At 55.6% G+C, this 15,986-nt stretch carries 14 protein-coding genes; 11 read left to right on the forward strand and 3 right to left on the reverse strand.

Annotated features, from left to right (window positions below; translation table 11 throughout):
- Positions 1-7 precede the first annotated feature (7 nt).
- Both M0G74_RS00790 and M0G74_RS00795 read right to left on the reverse strand, forming a co-directional pair.
- On the reverse strand, positions 8-1,288 hold the full coding sequence (locus M0G74_RS00790) for a serine hydrolase domain-containing protein (RefSeq protein ID WP_248213467.1): 1,281 nt from the start codon (positions 1,286-1,288) through the stop codon (positions 8-10).
- Between the two features lie 314 nt (positions 1,289-1,602).
- Positions 1,603-2,205 (reverse strand): peroxiredoxin C, encoded by a 603-nt coding sequence (locus tag M0G74_RS00795; protein ID WP_160152930.1) that lies wholly within the window; start codon positions 2,203-2,205, stop codon positions 1,603-1,605.
- Positions 2,206-2,644: 439 nt separating this feature from the next.
- Between M0G74_RS00795 and M0G74_RS00800 the strand changes: the two genes are divergently transcribed.
- The 3 genes from M0G74_RS00800 (at position 2,645) to bfr (ending at position 5,212) form a co-directional block, all read left to right on the forward strand.
- On the forward strand, positions 2,645-2,857 hold the full coding sequence (locus M0G74_RS00800) for a bacterioferritin-associated ferredoxin (protein ID WP_105101504.1): 213 nt from the start codon (positions 2,645-2,647) through the stop codon (positions 2,855-2,857).
- 186 nt (positions 2,858-3,043) lie between these two features.
- Positions 3,044-4,363: a DUF2254 domain-containing protein gene (locus M0G74_RS00805; protein ID WP_248213468.1), complete on the forward strand. Its 1,320-nt coding sequence runs from the start codon at positions 3,044-3,046 to the stop codon at positions 4,361-4,363.
- Positions 4,364-4,729: 366 nt separating this feature from the next.
- Positions 4,730-5,212 (forward strand): bacterioferritin, encoded by a 483-nt coding sequence (gene bfr / locus M0G74_RS00810; protein WP_248213469.1) that lies wholly within the window; start codon positions 4,730-4,732, stop codon positions 5,210-5,212.
- A gap of 77 nt (positions 5,213-5,289) precedes the next feature.
- On the opposite strand, the gene grxD is transcribed toward bfr, so the two are convergent.
- On the reverse strand, positions 5,290-5,622 hold the full coding sequence (gene grxD, locus M0G74_RS00815) for a Grx4 family monothiol glutaredoxin (RefSeq protein WP_160152927.1): 333 nt from the start codon (positions 5,620-5,622) through the stop codon (positions 5,290-5,292).
- 236 nt (positions 5,623-5,858) lie between these two features.
- On the opposite strand from grxD, the gene M0G74_RS00820 reads away from it, so the two are divergent.
- The 8 genes from M0G74_RS00820 to M0G74_RS00855 all read left to right on the forward strand — a co-directional run bounded on the left by M0G74_RS00820 (position 5,859) and on the right by M0G74_RS00855 (position 15,898).
- Complete coding sequence (locus M0G74_RS00820; RefSeq protein WP_248213471.1) at positions 5,859-7,046, forward strand: aspartate aminotransferase family protein; 1,188 nt, start codon at positions 5,859-5,861, stop codon at positions 7,044-7,046.
- Between the two features lie 16 nt (positions 7,047-7,062).
- Positions 7,063-7,977: an ornithine carbamoyltransferase gene (argF, locus tag M0G74_RS00825; RefSeq protein WP_160152926.1), complete on the forward strand. Its 915-nt coding sequence runs from the start codon at positions 7,063-7,065 to the stop codon at positions 7,975-7,977.
- Positions 7,978-8,959: 982 nt separating this feature from the next.
- Positions 8,960-11,899 carry a ribonucleoside-diphosphate reductase subunit alpha gene (locus M0G74_RS00830; protein ID WP_248213483.1) on the forward strand — a complete coding sequence of 980 codons (2,940 nt, stop codon included), beginning with the start codon at positions 8,960-8,962 and terminating at the stop codon, positions 11,897-11,899.
- A gap of 216 nt (positions 11,900-12,115) precedes the next feature.
- Positions 12,116-13,399 (forward strand): ribonucleotide-diphosphate reductase subunit beta, encoded by a 1,284-nt coding sequence (locus M0G74_RS00835; protein WP_248213492.1) that lies wholly within the window; start codon positions 12,116-12,118, stop codon positions 13,397-13,399.
- Positions 13,400-13,656: 257 nt separating this feature from the next.
- Entirely contained in the window at positions 13,657-14,028 is a 372-nt protein-coding gene (locus M0G74_RS00840) for a hypothetical protein (RefSeq protein WP_248213493.1), read from the forward strand.
- Positions 14,025-14,318 (forward strand): hypothetical protein, encoded by a 294-nt coding sequence (locus M0G74_RS00845; protein WP_248213494.1) that lies wholly within the window; start codon positions 14,025-14,027, stop codon positions 14,316-14,318. Before M0G74_RS00840 ends, M0G74_RS00845 begins: the two co-directional genes overlap by 4 nt.
- 75 nt (positions 14,319-14,393) lie before the next feature.
- Positions 14,394-14,678 (forward strand): hypothetical protein, encoded by a 285-nt coding sequence (locus M0G74_RS00850; protein ID WP_248213495.1) that lies wholly within the window; start codon positions 14,394-14,396, stop codon positions 14,676-14,678.
- Between the two features lie 179 nt (positions 14,679-14,857).
- Positions 14,858-15,898: a DUF3800 domain-containing protein gene (locus M0G74_RS00855; protein ID WP_248213496.1), complete on the forward strand. Its 1,041-nt coding sequence runs from the start codon at positions 14,858-14,860 to the stop codon at positions 15,896-15,898.
- The last annotated feature ends 88 nt before the right edge of the window (positions 15,899-15,986 follow it).

Below are 15,986 nucleotides of genomic sequence, written 5' to 3' on the forward strand. Positions count from 1 at the left end.
CTCTGGGTCACTTTTTGGCAGAGGCGGCGATGGCCTGTACCAGTTTGCCGCGGCCGGTGATGTCGGCAATAAAGTTGCCAGTTAGATCGGAGATCACACGCGACTCGGCGTTCATCAGAATGGCGATACCCACCTTGCGCTTTTCCGAGTAGGCCACTGCGGCGCGGAAGCCCGCCACCCAGCCGCCGTGGAAAATGATGCGGTCGTCACCCACCGTGTAGAGGCGCCAGCCAAGGCCGTAACCCGCATGGTCAATATAGTCACGCCAGATCCGGTGGCGCATATGGCGGCGGGTTTCCACGCGCTCGGTGGTCAGGTCGTCAATCACCGCCTGCGACAGCACCTCTGGATAGTAACCCATCTGCGCCTTCAGCCACTGGGCCATGTCGCTGATGCTGGCGTTCACACCCGCGGCCGGGGCCGCCAGGTAATACTCTTTTTCCACCTTCACCGGACGCCAGCCGCTGCCGGTCTGCACGTGGGGTGCGGCGCGGTTGCTCGCCGCCATAAAGCTTTCCCAGCCCAGGGAGGCGTCTTCCATCTTCAGCGGGGTAAAGAAACGCTCTTTCAACTGGCGGCTATAGGGCACACCGGTCGCCTTCTGGATCACATCCTCGATCAGGCTGAACAGCACATTCTGGTAGCCGTAGCATTTGCCTGGCGCGCAGTGGGGATCAATGGTGGAGAACATCGGCAGTATCTTGGACAGGGGCCGGTTGTCTTCCAGATAGTTGTCGTAGGCGTTGGGGGTTAACCCGGAGGAATGGCTCAACAGGTGCTGCACCTGTAGCTGCATGGACAGTGCCGGGGTTTTGAAGCTGAGCTGGGGCACATAGCGCACCACCTTGTCGCCCCAGTTGAACTTGTGCTCGTGCTCCAGCACCGCCGCCATACTGGCCGCAAAGGTTTTGGACACGGATGCCAGGCGGAACACCGTGTGGGTAGTGACCGCTTCGTGCTTGCCTTTGACCCGGACGCCATAGGTGTTCATGGCCACAATCTGATCGTGATCCACGATCACATAGGCGGCACCGGGAATCCCCTGTTGCTTCAGCAGCTGGCGGAAGTAGCGATCAAACTCTTTGGCACTGGCTTCCACGCCCTTGCTGATAGCCTTGCCGGCTTCGCGGGTGGATTTGTCCGCGCGCTGCGATCGCTCGGCGTCGGCCGCCGTCGCGCTTCCAGCCGCCAGTAACGCCAGCACAGGCAACAGCAAACCGAGCACACGGCCTCGGGAACTGCTGAGGATACTGTTTGAAAAACCCTGAATCACTTTGAGAAACACCATGTACCGCACTTCACACTGCCGCGACGGTGACCGCCATTTTTGCCCAAATTTCGTCGTGCCAAGTATCTGTAAGGAATGTGGAGAAGCTCTATTAAGACTAGCAGCCCGCACAAAAATTCTTTGCCACCGGGCAATTTTTACTGGATTGCCAGTCTCAATGGGCGCCCCGGAGGAATTTTGGGAGGCATTGTAATAAAAGTGGAACAAACACGCACTTTTAACGAGATTTTGCGCAAATTTGAGGCACAAAAAAACCGCCTCACGGCGGTTTTTCAAGCGACAGAGGGCCGGAGCCCCCTTCTCTCAGACAAGCCTTACAGCTTGTCAGAGTTCTCGCTCAGGTAAGCAGCAACGCCTTCCGGAGAAGCGTTCATGCCTTTGTCACCTTCCTGCCAGCCAGCCGGGCAAACTTCGCCGTGCTCCTGGTGGAATGCCAGCGCGTCAACCATGCGCAGCATTTCGTCAACGTTACGGCCCAGCGGCAGATCGTTAACAACCTGGTGACGCACAACGCCTTCTTCGTCGATCAGGAAAGAACCACGGAAAGCAACGCCGCCTTCGGACTCAACGTCGTAGGCCTGGCAGATTTCGTGCTTGGTGTCGGCAACCAGGGCGTACTTAACAGCGCCGATGCCGCCGTCGTTCACCGGGGTGTTACGCCAAGCGTTGTGGGAGAACTGGGAATCGATGGAAACACCGATAACCTCAACGCCACGCTTCTGGAACTCTTCAAAGCGGTGGTCGAAGGCGATCAGCTCGGAAGGACATACAAAGGTGAAGTCCAGCGGGTAGAAGAAGATAACCGCTTTCTTACCCTTGATGGTTTCAGCCAGGTTGTAAGAATCAACGATTTCGCCGTTACCCAGTACTGCTGCTGCAGTGAAATCCGGAGCGGGCTTGCCTACTAATACAGCCATGAGAACCTCCTCAATGAGATTGATAGTTTGCTATTGAATTGGCCAATTTATAACCATTGACTATAAATCGGCAAAAGATCGATAGGGGGCCGCTATGATACACAGGGCCCTATGGCAGTCCCATTAAATTTTTATATAAACGCGATAGCAGGCGCCGCCAGATATTCCCCTATGCACAAGCCTTTAAACAGGCCAATAAGAAGTGCCGGCGTCCCCTCCCCCCATTGCCAGTTTGAACCCACCCAGTCCCGGGCAATACGCCGCATATCGCCGGCCGGCGCGAACCAAACCAACTAGTCACAAACACAACTACTGAATATCAGGCAGCCAACTAGAATAATTATTGAACGATCAAACAATCTTATTGACACTTATTCTCATTACCAATAAGATCCACTTCCAACTTGAGATTGATTGTTTTTGCGCCAGGGTTTCCGCGATGTACGTATGTATCTGTAAAGGCATTACCGACAGCCAGATCAAAGAGGCCGTATACGACGGCTCTACGTCTGTTAAGGCCCTGCGTCGCCATCTGGGTGTTTCTTCTCAATGTGGCCGCTGTGCCGAGCTGACTCAGGAAATCATCGACGAGACCATGGCCGGTGGTGTTATGGCCACTGCCAACAGCGCCCTCTTTTACTCAGCCAGCTGATTGACCTAAGTCCGGGCGCCGCTTCCCTCTGGCGCCCCAAATCCCCCGCACTATTAGTCCTCGTTTTCTCTCGCACTCTCTCGACCCGACCTACTGCAAATCCGCACAGCTTCGACCAACCCAGTACGCTGACCTATCTTTATAAGCAGCCAATAGCCTGTCCGCCTCTCCTGTACCCGGAGCCCCATGAAACAGCGATTGCTGCACCTGTCAGAGCGACTGCGCGCCAGTTTCTGGTTGATTCCGGCCATCATGATGGCCGCCGCCATATTGCTCGCTCACACCCTGCTGGCGCTCGACCAGATTCTGGACGTCGACCACTACCCCGGTTTCCGCTGGCTGGAACTGCGCGACCGGGAAAGCGCGCGCGCCCTGCTCTCTACGATTGCCGGCAGTACCATTACCGTCGCCGGCACCGTGTTTTCCATCACCACCGTTGCCCTGACCCTGGCCGCCAACCAGTTCGGCCCGCATCTGGTACAAAACTTCATTCGCGACCGCAGTACTCAGGCCTCCCTCGGTATCTTTCTCTCCACCTTTGTTTACGCATTGATGGTCATGCGCGGGATACAGGCGGGGCACCAAAGTGGGGAAAATCAGAGTTTGGCAGTCAGCATGGCGATTCTGCTGGCGCTCCTGTGTATTGCTTATCTCATCTACTTTATCCACAACGTGGCCCAGTCCATTCAGGTGGATAACATCACCTTCCATATCAACCGGGAATTCCGCCAGGCCCTGGAACAGATATACCCCACCGAAGAAAGCCGCGACCCCCGCAACGCCCGCGTCGAAAACCGCGACCTCCCTGTCGACGGCAACTGCCTGTGCGTGCCAACAAGTAGCAGTGGCTACGTGCAATTAATCGACCGGCAAAAGCTGATGCGCTGGGCCACCGACAATGACTGCAGTATCCGGCTCGAGTGCCACCCGGGCACCTTCCTGAATCACTGGAGTTGCATGGCGCGGGTGTTCGACCCGCCGCGACAAATAGACAGCGGGGAAATTGCCCGGGCCATCCAGGGCGCCATCACCATTGGCGCGCAACCTACGGCGGAACAGGACATCGTTTTTTCCATTCGCCAACTGGCACAGATTGCCGTGCGTGCACTGTCACCAGGCGTCAACGACCCCTTTACCGCCTACTCCTGCATCGACCGACTGATCGATGGCATCGGCGTCATCCTGCAACGCCCACCGCTGCCCAACTGTTTTCACGACACCAATAACCAGCTGCGACTGGTAACCCGCGAACTGGATTTCGCCGATGTCCTGGCGGCAGCACTGGATGAAATCCGCGAATACGGCAGTCAAAGTGCCGTGGTGATGCGGCGCCTACTCGACGCGCTGCACGAACTGGCGGAGATCTGTAATCGCCGGGAAGACAAACGCGCGCTGAACCAGGTGCTCGACCGCCTTGTAGAGGATTGCGAAAACCTGATCGACGACAAGTTCGACACCGCCGCCGTACAGGGGAAAATCAACCGGGTGCGCAACCGCCTGGCTTAACCATGCGCACAAACAAATACGTACAAACAATTGCGGTTCCTATTTCCCGACAGGCGCGGCCAACAAATATGCCCGGGCACACCCAAACAATCTAAACAGCAATTGTTCTCATTGCATTTTTCTGCCTTTTTCCCGTTAATTTTCGTGCTTTTTGCCTACACGTTTCCCGACAATCCGCGCTTGACTTGCGATTTTCTCCGACGCAAACTCACTCCGCATACCCGTAGCGACCCTACAATAAGTGGGAGTAGAGGGACGTCTGAAATTCGAGAGGATTTATCCGAGACGCCCGGCGCAGAATTCGGAATCCACTCACAATTAACAAACGCTTAATAAAATGTCCCTTCAGGGCGAAAGGAGTTAGCAATGAAAGGCGATCCCAAAGTCATCGAACACCTGAACAAAGCACTGGGTAACGAGCTTATTGCCATCAACCAGTACTTCCTGCACTCGCGGATGTTCAAAGACTGGGGCCTGAAGGAACTGGCCGACAAGGAATACCACGAGTCCATCGACGAAATGAAACACGCCGACTGGCTGATCGAGCGGATTCTGTTTCTCGAAGGTATTCCCAACCTGCAGCACCTGGGCAAACTACTGATCGGTGAAAACACCGAGGAAATGCTGAAGTGCGACCTCAAGCTGGAGCAGAAGGCCATCCCGGATCTGCGCGACGGTATCGAGTACTGTGAATCCGTGCGCGATTACGGCAGCCGCGAACTGCTGGAAAAAATTCTCGACTCCGAAGAAGAGCACGTCGACTGGCTGGAAACCCAATTGAGCCTGATCGACAAAGTCGGCATCCAGAATTACCTGCAAAAGCAAATGGTCAGTGCTTCCGAAGAGTAAGCCTTGCCATAAAATTCAGGCATAAAAAAACCGCGGACATTGCCGCGGTTTTTTTATGCCTGGAAAAGCAGCTGCGATTATTCGCCCTGCTCTGCGCCCTTGGCCGTTTCTTCCAGCAGTGTCTTCAGCTCGCCGTTTTCATGCATCTCCATGATGATGTCACAGCCACCGACCAGCTCCTGCTTTACCCACAGCTGCGGGAAAGTCGGCCAGTTGGCGTACTTCGGCAGCTCGGCGCGGATGTCCGGGTTGGCCAGAATGTCTACATAGGCAAAACGCTGGCCGCAGGCCATGATCGCCTGGGATGCACGCATGGAAAAACCACACTGGGGCGCATTGGGGCTGCCTTTCATATAGAGCAGAATGTCGTTATCTGCGATCTGCTGCTTAATATTCGCCAGAGTATCCATTTGCAAGCTAACCTCGGGTTGAGAAATTTCCGGTTCCAGGGCCTCGCCCTGCGCCGATCAGTCAAGGGAAAGCGCGCATTGTACCCGATTCCGCTGCACACGCACGCCCCGCTGGTTCTGCCCTATTCCTGTGCTAGTATTGCCGGCTTCCCGGGGAAATTGCGGTTGTGCGCCATTTCAGGCGCACTTTCTGCGGCTTCCCCTTTCTTTGGCCTACCTATACAGGAGATATCATAGTGGCCACTCCCGCACTGATGCAAAACTACGGCAATAGAACCCTTACCCTGGTCCGGGGTGAAGGCAACTACGTGTGGGACGACGCTGGACGACGATATCTCGATGCCATCTCCGGCATTGCCGTGTGCGGTCTTGGCCACTGCCACCCGGCGGTCACCGAAGCGCTGCAGGATCAGGCCAATACCCTGCTGCACGTGTCCAACCTGTACAACATTCCGGCCCAGGAGCAGCTGGCGGACAAGCTGGTGGGACTGTCCGGCATGGACAATGTGTTTTTTTCCAACTCCGGTGCAGAAGCCAATGAGGCGGCGATCAAGCTGGCGCGCAAGCTCGGCAACGAGCGCGGTTACGCCTGCCCCAAAATTATCGTGACCGAGGGCGCGTTCCACGGCCGCACCCTGGCCACCCTCACGGCCACCGGCAATGCCAAGGTACAGCAGGGTTTTGCCCCGCTGCCGGAAGGTTTCCTGCGGGTACCCTTTAATGATGTCGCCGCGATCGAGCAAAAGCTCGCCGAGCACGACGAGATCGTCGCCATTCTGGTCGAGCCGGTGCAGGGCGAAGGCGGTATCCGTGTACCGGACGCCGACTACCTGCCGCGCCTGCGCGCACTCTGCGACCAGCAGGACTGGCTGCTGATGCTGGACGAAATCCAGACCGCCAATGGCCGCAGCGGCAAGCTGTTTGCCTACCAGCACTGCGACGGTCTGTTGCCAGATGTGGTCACCACCGCAAAAGGCCTCGGCAACGGCGTACCCATTGGCGCCTGCCTGGCCCGCGGCAAGGCCGCAGAACTGTTTACCGCCGGTAGCCACGGCTCCACCTTTGGCGGTAACCCGCTGGCGTGCCGTGCCGGGCTAGCGGTACTGAACACGCTGGAGAGCGAATGGCTGATTGAACGGGCCGAAAAGCTCGGCACCCAGCTGGTGGATCAACTCAAAAGCGAGCTGGCGGGCTGCCCCCATGTAAGCGAAGTGCGTGGCCTCGGCTTGCTGATCGGCATCGAACTGGACCGCCCCTGTGCGGAGCTGGTGGACCTGGCCCGCACCCAGGGATTGCTGATCAACGTCACAGCTGGCAATGTGGTGCGCCTGTTGCCGCCGCTGACCCTCAGCGATGCCGAGCGCAACCAGATCGCCACTACCGTCGCCGCCCTGGTGCGCGACTTCGCCCAACAGGCCGCCTGATTCGGAGGATACAACTATGGCAGTCAGACATTTTCTTACCCTCCTCGACCTGAGCAAGGAAGAACTGCACGGCGTGATCGAACGCGCCATCGAACTCAAGGCCCTGCGCAACCAGGGCGTGGCCACCGAGCCTTTCCGCAATAAAGTGCTGGGGATGATTTTCGAGAAGTCCTCCACCCGTACCCGCGTCTCTTTCGAGGCCGGTATGGCGCAGATGGGGGGCAGCGCACTCTTCCTGTCTCCCCGCGATACCCAGCTGGGTCGCGGCGAGCCTATCGAAGACAGCGCGCGCGTGATTTCACGCATGGTCGATATGGTGATGATCCGTACCTTCGGCCACAACGTGCTGGAGCGCTTTGCCGAGTACAGCAAGGTGCCGGTGATCAACGCCCTTTCCGACAGCTACCACCCCTGCCAGCTGCTGGCGGACCTGCAGACCTATGTGGAGCACCGCGGCAGCCCGGAAGGCAAAGTGGTGGCCTGGGTAGGTGACGGCAACAACATGTGCCACTCCTATATCAACGCCGCCCGCCAGTGCGACTTCGAGCTGCGCATCGCCTGCCCCGAGGGCTACGACCCCGACGCGAGCATTCTGGCCGCCGCCGGTGACCGGGTCACCGTGGTACGTAATCCGGCAGATGCCGTGCGCGGTGCCGACTGGGTAGCCACCGATGTGTGGGCCTCCATGGGCCAGGAAACCGAGCAGCAGATCCGCATCAAAGCCTTCGACGGCTTCCTGGTGGATCACGAGCTGATGAGCCACGCCAACAGCGATGCCATCTTCATGCACTGCCTGCCCGCCCACCGGGGCGAGGAAGTGAGTGGCGAACTGCTGGAAGACGACAAGATTTCTGTGGTGTGGGACGAAGCGGAAAACCGCCTGCACGCCCAGAAAGCCCTGATGGAGTTCCTGCACGACAGCAGCAACTGATCCTCAGCAAGAAAAACGGGTGCAACGCCAGGTTGCACCCGTTTTTTTATCCCCAGCCCGGAGCAAACCGGGTGACTTGTCCACAGGCCTGCACCAAATCCGGGCGCAGCCAGCAGCGATCAGCCTGCATATTTTTCGAACAGCAAAACCCACATCGCACTGACCTGACAGTGCTCGTTTGATCAGTGAATAATCAGCCCTTTCCCGTTATTGCCGGGTTTAATTTGAGACCTGGTTACTATTAAAAAATATTCTTAAAATCCCCGGCCCGCGGAAACACCTGATCATTTTTTATACCCGCCCAGTAGTGACGGGCACTGCCGACAGGAAAATATCCACGTCGCACCGTCTACCCACAAATTATCCACAAGTAACCCCTAAGTTATCCGCCTTGAATTACCCCCCCAATCGCATTATCTTGTTGCTCATCCGAGGTCAGACCCCCATATATTGGGTTTTGGAGTAAAAGGCACCCATAGGATTCCCTGTTGAAGGACCTGTTGAAAGCCTTGCCAGCTCCCGGGAAACCGGCGCGAAGCGCCAAAGCCCGACCACAATATGTTGTGCCTGACCCCGATCGCACCAACAACGCTTGACCAGTAACCATCGCCGCCATTGCGCCGGATCGATGACCTGGCATCGGAACCGACGCGATGTCTTTTTTTACGAAGGTTTTTACCAGAGCCATCACTGAAGACAACAAGACAGGCGCGGTTTAGAACGCAGTTCAAACACGGCAGTTCAACGCAGTACCCCGCAAGAGTTACCCGCACGAAGCCCAGGCTTCGTCGTTACTGTTGTGCCCGGTACCTATTGGCGTGACTGTTTGGCGTATCTGTCCGGTGAATGCGTGCGTCGCGGGAAGCGACCCGGCAAACGCCGGTGCGATCAAACGAACCAGGGCCACAAGCCCAACAAAAAGACCAAAGCAAAAACCAAGGCACGTCGAACTCGACACGCACACAAAACTACGGAGAATTTCATGCACACAGAGACAGGGCGCTCTCAGTCTGTGCCAAATGGCACTACCAAGGATTCGGTAACAGACCAGGCCAGCAGCAACACTTCACTGGCTGCCACCGCCCCCGGTCAGGTCCGCGTCATCAAACGCAACGGCACCGTTGTGCCTTACGATGACGGCAAAATCTCCGTAGCCGTAACCAAAGCCTTCCTCGCGGTTGAAGGCGGCACCGCTGCCGCTTCCAGCCGCATTCACGAGCGCGTGGCCGATCTGGTGTCCCACATCAGCGCCACCTTCAAGCGCCGTATGCCTTCCGGCGGCACCATTCATATTGAAGAGATCCAGGACCAGGTCGAACTGGAACTGATGCGCGCCGGCGAACACAAAATTGCCCGCGACTACGTACTCTACCGTGAAGAGCACGCCCGCCTGCGCAAAGAGAAAGAACAACAGAAAGTCGTAGCCGAGCAGGCCGCAGACACCCACCCGAGCATCCGCGTAAAAATGGCGGACGGTGAGCTGGTGGCGCTGGACATGGAGCGCCTGCGCACCATCGTCAGCGAAGCCTGTGAAGGTCTCTCCGATGTGGACGGCAGCCTGATCCTGTCTGAAGCGCTGAAAAACCTGTACGACGGCGTTTCCGAAAACGACATCAACACCGCACTGGTGATCACCGCGCGTACCCTGGTTGAGCAAGAGCCCAACTACACCTACGCCACCGCTTTCCTGCTGCTGGACAAACTGCGCTCCGAAGCCCTGCGCTTCCTGGACGTGGCCGAGTCCGCCACCCAGAAAGAAATGGAAGGCCTGTACAAGCCGGCACTGGCCGCTTACGTCAAGCGCGGTATCGAACTGGAACTGCTCGACCCGGCCCTGGCCAGCTTCGACCTGGACATGCTGGGCGATGCGATCAAGCCCGAGTGCGATCACCAGTTCACCTACCTCGGCCTGCAGACCCTGTACGACCGTTACTTCCTGCACTCCGACGAAATCCGTTTCGAACTGCCGCAGCTGTTCTTCATGCGCGTTGCCATGGGCCTCGCCATCAATGAAGAAAACCCGAACGAGCGCGCGGTCGAGTTCTACAACCTGTTGAGCTCCTTCGACTACATGAGCTCCACCCCGACCCTGTTCAACGCCGGTACCCTGCGCCCGCAGCTGTCCTCCTGCTACCTGACCACCGTGCCGGACGACCTGCACGGCATCTACGGTGCTATTCAGGACAACGCCATGCTGTCCAAGTGGGCTGGCGGCCTGGGTAACGACTGGACGCCGGTGCGCTCCCTGGGTTCCTACATCAAGGGCACCAACGGCAAGTCCCAGGGTGTGGTTCCTTTCCTGAAAGTAGCCAACGACACCGCGGTGGCAGTGAACCAGGGCGGCAAGCGCAAGGGCGCTGTCTGTGCCTACCTGGAAACCTGGCACCTGGACATCGAGGAATTCCTCGAGCTGCGCAAGAACACCGGTGACGACCGTCGCCGTACCCACGACATGAACACCGCCAACTGGGTGCCGGACCTGTTCATGAAGCGTGTGTTCGAAGACAAAGAGTGGACCCTCTTCTCCCCGGCAGACTGCCCGGACCTGCACGACCTGTTCGGCGATGCGTTTGAAGAGCGTTTCACCCACTACGAAAAAATGGCCGCTGAAGGCAAGCTCAAGCTGCACAAAAAAGTGCGCGCGCTGGACCTGTGGCGCAAGATGCTGGGCATGCTGTTTGAAACCGGCCACCCCTGGATCACCTTCAAGGACGCGTGCAACCTGCGCAGCCCGCAGCAGCACGCCGGTGTGGTACACAGCTCCAACCTGTGCACCGAGATCACCCTGAATACCAAGGCGAACGACGAGATCGCGGTCTGTAACCTGGGCTCCGTAAACCTGTCCCAGCACATCGGCGAAGACGGCAAGCTGGATACCGGCAAGCTGGAAAACACCGTGAAAACCGCGGTGCGCATGCTCGATAACGTGATCGACATCAACTACTACGCCGTGGAGTCCGCGCGTCAGTCCAACATGCGTCACCGTCCGGTGGGCTTGGGCCTGATGGGCTTCCAGGACGCGCTGTACAAGGCGGGCATCTCCTACTCCAGCGATGAAGCCGTAGCCTTCGCCGACACCACCATGGAAGCGATCAGCTACTACGCCATCGAAGCCTCCAGCGACCTGGCGGCCGAACGCGGCAGCTACTCCAGCTACGAAGGTTCTCTGTGGAGCCAGGGCATCCTGCCGATCGACTCCATTGAAATCCTGGCCAAGAACCGCGGCGAGCAGTTCATCGACCAGGACACCAGCTCCACCATGGAGTGGGATGTCGTACGCAACAAAGTTGCCAGCCAGGGCATGCGTAACTCCAACGTGATGGCCATCGCCCCGACCGCGACCATCGCCAACATTACCGGTGTGTCCCAGTCCATCGAGCCCACGTACCAAAACCTGTACGTGAAATCGAACCTGTCTGGCGAATTCACCGTAGTGAACCCTTACCTGGTACACGACCTGAAAGCCCGCGGCCTTTGGGACAAGGTCATGGTCAACGACCTCAAGTACTACGAGGGCTCGGTGCAGAAGATCGACCGCATCCCGGCCGACCTGAAAGCCAAGTACGCCACCGCGTTTGAAGTGGAGCCGCGCTGGATCGTGGACGCCGCCAGCCGCCGCCAGAAGTGGATCGATCAGGCCCAGTCCCTGAACCTCTACATCGCCGGCGCCAACGGCAAGAAGCTGGACCTGACCTACCGCATGGCCTGGTACCGCGGCTTGAAGACCACCTACTACCTGCGCGCACTGGCCGCCACCACCACGGAAAAATCCACCGTGACCAGTGGCACCCTGAACGCGGTAAGCGCCGGTGGCGCCGCGGCTGCCAGCGCAGCCCCGGCCGCGCCGCAAGCCGAGCCAGTCCCGGCGGCAGTGCCCCAGGCCTGCTCCCTGGACGATCCGGACTGCGAAGCCTGCCAGTAAGCGTCACGCTGTTTTAAAGACTCTCGGGGGAGAGCAACCGCGCAGCGCCGCGAACCATCGCGGCAATGCGCAACCAAGACCATAAGCGCCGCCCCGGCTCCGGGCCAAAACTCAGTAAAAGAGTAAAACCCGGGCCGGGCGCCGGTCGCACACGAAACACACTTTGGATATCCCATCGCCGATGGGGTATCGCACGGAAAAAGATAAGGGGAAGTCATGCTGAGCTGGGACGATATCGATTCCAAACCCGAACCCAAGAAAGCCGAACCGCAACCGGTGCCGGGTGCACTGCAATCCGAGCAGCAGGCAGTCACCGAACCCAGCGCTAACTACCAGGTAGAGAGCGCCAGCAGTGCCCCGGCATCGACCGCGGCCCAAGCCGACTCCACATCAAAAGCCGCGTCCTCTTCCGCCGTGGAAGCCGCGCGCGCCGCTGTAAACGATCTGGACCCGGCCCCGGGCCTCGAAGAACTGGAAATGGGCGCCGCCCGTATCCAGGTAGACGAAAAGCGCATCATCAACTGCCGCGCCGACCTGAACCAGCTGGTACCGTTCAAGTACGACTGGGCCTGGCAAAAATACCTCGACGGCTGTGCCAACCACTGGATGCCGCAGGAAGTAAACATGAACAAAGACGTGTCCATGTGGAAAGACCCCAACGGTCTGACCGAGGACGAGCGTCGCATCGTGGAATACTCCCTGGGTTACTTCTCCACCGCCGACTCCCTGGTAGCCAACAACCTGGTGCTGGCCATCTACCGCCACATCACCAACCCGGAATGCCGCCAGTACATCCTGCGTCAGTCGTTTGAAGAAGCCATCCACACCCACGCCTACCAGTACTGTGTAGAGTCCCTGGGCATGGACGAAGGCGAAGTCTTCAACATGTACCGCGAAGTACCCAGCGTCGCCAAGAAAGCCGCCTGGAGCCTCGCGCATACCGGCTCCATCAGCGACCCCAACTTCAAGACCGGCACCGTGGAAACCGACCAGGAACTGCTGCGCAACCTGATCGCCTTCTACGCCGTCACCGAAGGCATCTTCTTCTACTGTGGCTTCACCCAGATCCTGTCCATGGGCCGCCGCAACAAGATGACCGGCGTTGCCGAGCAGTTCCAGTACATCCTGCGCGACGAGTCCATGCACCTGAACTTCGGCATCGACGTCATCAACCAGATCAAACTGGAGAACCCGCACCTGTGGACCGAAAAGTTCCAGCAGGAAGTGACCCAGATGATCCTGGAAGGTATGGAACTGGAAGTAGCCTACGCCCGCGACACCATGCCCCGCGGCGTACTCGGCATGAACGCGGCCATGATGGAGGAATACCTCCACTTCATCGCCAACCGTCGCCTCAGCCAGCTGGGCCTGAAAGAACAGTTCCCGGGCGCCCAGAACCCCTTCCCCTGGATGTCCGAGATCATGGACCTGCGCAAGGAGAAGAACTTCTTCGAAACACGGGTTATCGAATACCAGACCGGCGGTGCGCTGCAGTGGTAAGCCACTAAATGCATCGACTGTAGAAAAGGATTTACTACAACGAAGAGTCGCTCACAGGAAGAGAGGTATTGAGGCGGATGTATCGCGAGATGCATCCGCTTTTTTTATCTTTGGAAATGCTGACCTTCGTAGACACCCTACGTCTCGATTAGCGACGTGTGAATATCTGCACACAGGTGTCTATATCTGGAAATCCATATCTGCACACGCTTTTGAACAAACTGTTATGTTTCGACCAAATTCACCAAGAGTAACTTATGAAGGAACAGATACTGAATAAAGCGGTGGAGGCTGGTGGTCGCCTAACCGTAAAAAGTGCGTTAAACCCCATTTTGTGGCTATGCGGGATTATTACTATTCCCACTCTTATAGCGGGGAGTATCAATCCAGAATTGTCATCTTGGGTGGTCGCTGTAGGATGTGCGCCCGTTATAGCTGCGCTTTTTGGTTTCCTGTTTTTGTTGTTTTTTGATCGCGACAAGCTGCAATCAGAGGACTATCAGTTAAGAAAACGCACTATTGAATATGCACAGTCGAAGGGTGATCCATTGCCAATGGAAATCAGGGATAGCATTGCTGTAGAAAATCCCGATGCTAAAGCCATTCCTCACGATGAGGAGGGCAAGTGATGAGGCGAGCCTACCTATTTATTTACGATAGTAAAGTTGGCTCAAGAGATGAGCTTAAAGAAATTTTCAATAAAATGCAGCGTGTTCGAACTTGGCGATTTGATATGCCTAACATGTTTTATGTTATCTCAGAATACTCGGCTGAAGAGCTATATGAAGAGTTTATCGAGTTTAACGGCAAGAAAGGTAAGTTCATGTTTGTTGAGGCGAGTAGTAATAGGCAAGGATTGATGTTGTCTGACACATGGTATTTACTTACACACAAGTCCCACAAACCCCAAAAAAAATAACAAGCAGCGGCGGAGCGACAGCCAACGCTGGGCGTTAGGCCGCTACAAGTTGGAAACAATAGATAGGACGATAGCATGGCCATTTTTATACTGGGATATGACTTAGTTAACGAGAACGGAAGTTCAGCCGATTACCAAGAATTATGGGACGAGCTTGAGCGTCTTAATGCACACCGAACTCAGGATTCACTTTGGTTGGTAAACCTTGACAATTCACCAAAGGAAGTAGTTGATCACCTTAAGAGTTTCGTAGACAAAGACGATCGGTTATGGGTTTCAGTCGTTCACCGCAATGAAAATTGGTATTCCAATGCTAAAGGTGGGACAAACAAGTGGCTTGAGAATAATCCTCCAAGTTAACCTCAGACCTAACATGGCTGGGCAATTTACTCCGGGCCTGCGGCCCTCCGCGGGACAGCTTATCCTGTGCACACTTTGTGTAGGTCGCTTCGCTCCCATTTTTACGCAAAACGCGCACAAGGTAAACCGCCCCTGCCGACGGCGTTATGCATTGTTGATGGAGCCATCGAGCATTTAAAATGAAATCTGTTTTTATTGATGAAAGTGGATATACGGGCGCTGATCTATTAAATCAAGATCAGCCCTTTCAAGCCGCCTCAGCACTATATCTTTCAGATTCCGATGCTAAGAGCCTAATTGCAAAGCACTTCCCTAAAATAAAGTCAGAAGAGTTGAAGTATCGAGACCTTTCTAGAAGACAAAAAAACTGGAATGCGCTTCTTGCTCTCCAATCAGATTTATTGAACAACTACGAATGTGTTAGTTATATATGTGATAAAAGGTTTTTGCTTATACTGCAATTTATAGATTATGCAATAGAGCCTTTTTACTACGATAAAGGCATAAATCTTTACGAGGATGGTGGAAACTATTCTTTAGCTTCATTGCTTTACTATACGGGTGACACCTTACTGAAAGGCGATAATTTCCGAGAGATTTTACTTCTTTTCCAGCACGCGATGAAGTCAAAATCAGAAGTTTCCGTGGTGGCTCTCATAGAAAAGGTCAAAGCCTCACCTTGGCATGAGCTGCCAGAAGCGCTTGGCCCGTTAGCTCATGAAAGCCCATCATGTATAGAGGCCATCATGCATAAAGACGTATCCACAGATGGAGCATATGTGGTTTTGCTTTCTCTAATAAGTAGACTGGAAGCCGTGCTTAGTAAAAATTATGAGATAATTCATGATCGTTCAAAGAATTTGGAACAATATGACATCACATTAGACAAGATGATCAATCATAGTGAAAAGGTGTCTTTCAAAGAAACAGAAATAACCACTATCAAATTTCCCTTGAAGCTTAAAGGTGTTTCTCAAATAGATTCAAAGGATTCTCCTGGGGTTCAACTCGCAGATGTTCTTGTTGGCGGCATCATTGATTCTTCGAAGGCTATCACTGGAAAAAAAGTAAACGACTACAATAAGTGTATTGTAGATCTTTACAAAGATAATCAATTAATCCATCTATTGCCTAGCATGGACTTTGAGGAGCAAAAGAGGTTTAGAAAAGGAACCCAAGGGAGCGAAGTGATTGACTACTTTTCACGTCATTTCAGCTAACAAACACATGTTGTCGCAATAAATGGGGTCAGATCAACCTTTTGGCATCGAACCACCCAATACAAAGATGTACCAATAGCTTCACCTA

Source organism: Microbulbifer sp. CAU 1566, from assembly GCF_023156515.1.
In the GTDB taxonomy this organism is placed as follows: Bacteria; Pseudomonadota; Gammaproteobacteria; order Pseudomonadales; family Cellvibrionaceae; genus Microbulbifer.

Bases quoted from the DNA above. Each gene is read 5' to 3' on its own strand.
- M0G74_RS00830 (WP_248213483.1), top strand. From the start codon at position 8,960: ATGCACACAGAGACAGGGCGCTCTCAGTCTGTGCCAAATGGCACTACC.
- M0G74_RS00800 (WP_105101504.1), top strand. From the start codon at position 2,645: ATGTACGTATGTATCTGTAAAGGCATTACCGACAGCCAGATCAAAGAG.
- grxD (WP_160152927.1), bottom strand. From the start codon at position 5,622: ATGGATACTCTGGCGAATATTAAGCAGCAGATCGCAGATAACGACATT.
- M0G74_RS00805 (WP_248213468.1), top strand. From the start codon at position 3,044: ATGAAACAGCGATTGCTGCACCTGTCAGAGCGACTGCGCGCCAGTTTC.
- M0G74_RS00850 (WP_248213495.1), top strand. From the start codon at position 14,394: ATGGCCATTTTTATACTGGGATATGACTTAGTTAACGAGAACGGAAGT.
- M0G74_RS00855 (WP_248213496.1), top strand. From the start codon at position 14,858: ATGAAATCTGTTTTTATTGATGAAAGTGGATATACGGGCGCTGATCTA.
- argF (WP_160152926.1), top strand. From the start codon at position 7,063: ATGGCAGTCAGACATTTTCTTACCCTCCTCGACCTGAGCAAGGAAGAA.
- M0G74_RS00835 (WP_248213492.1), top strand. From the start codon at position 12,116: ATGCTGAGCTGGGACGATATCGATTCCAAACCCGAACCCAAGAAAGCC.
- M0G74_RS00840 (WP_248213493.1), top strand. From the start codon at position 13,657: ATGAAGGAACAGATACTGAATAAAGCGGTGGAGGCTGGTGGTCGCCTA.
- M0G74_RS00795 (WP_160152930.1), bottom strand. From the start codon at position 2,205: ATGGCTGTATTAGTAGGCAAGCCCGCTCCGGATTTCACTGCAGCAGCA.
- M0G74_RS00790 (WP_248213467.1), bottom strand. From the start codon at position 1,288: ATGGTGTTTCTCAAAGTGATTCAGGGTTTTTCAAACAGTATCCTCAGC.
- bfr (WP_248213469.1), top strand. From the start codon at position 4,730: ATGAAAGGCGATCCCAAAGTCATCGAACACCTGAACAAAGCACTGGGT.